This window comes from Neobacillus paridis, assembly GCF_016765675.1.
GTDB classification, from domain to species: domain Bacteria; phylum Bacillota; class Bacilli; order Bacillales; family Cytobacillaceae; genus Neobacillus; species Neobacillus paridis.
Genome location: NZ_JAESWB010000384.1, coordinates 1 through 614, shown reverse-complemented (window position 1 = coordinate 614; position 614 = coordinate 1). Strand labels below are relative to the sequence as shown.

The following is a 614-nucleotide window of genomic DNA, read 5'->3' as shown; positions in this document are numbered from 1 at the left end:
GCCTCCGGGCCTTCATAATATGCTTCACTTCTGCCGATCCACTCGGCGCTGATGCGCCAATGAAATTTCTCGCGACTTCGCAGCCAGGCGTTTGTCGTTATAGATGTCATTCATAGATGACCCAGCCACCCAACCCATTGCGTAACGACGTGCCTCCTCCAGGATGTAAGGATCCATTCCCATTTCGGTGCCCTTCGCATCAAACACTTCATTCCACTTATGCCTGAGGAGGTGTGGATAGATATGGAAGCCAAGGTTTTTGGAGAGCGCTGTGAAGATCGAATTTATGGACTTAAGTGATAAGGGTTGACCTAGGGTTCCCCGCGAGCTCTTTTCACTTACAAAAATGAAATCATGAGCTTGCGAGCCAGGGATTTGTGAACGTATGTGTTCGATGTAATGCTTAATTTGTTCCATCAAGGCACGAGGTAAAGTGGCCAAGTGCGCTTTCGATTTCTGATTTGGCTTGTCTAATCGAGTATCGGTGGGATCAACGCCAGATCGATAAATCCTGATCTGATCTGATGTTCCATGCAACATTAGGTCAGAAATTTTGAGTTTTGCAAGCGCTCCGCGCCTGATACCGCTCTGAATAAAGATGGAAACAATCAGAT

1 protein-coding gene is annotated in these 614 nt (G+C 47.1%); it reads right to left on the bottom strand.

Annotated features, from left to right (window positions below; translation table 11 throughout):
• Window positions 1-24: 24 nt before the first annotated feature.
• Window positions 25-614: site-specific integrase (locus JK635_RS23560; protein ID WP_202656394.1), on the bottom strand; the 590-nt coding region annotated here is incomplete at its 5' end.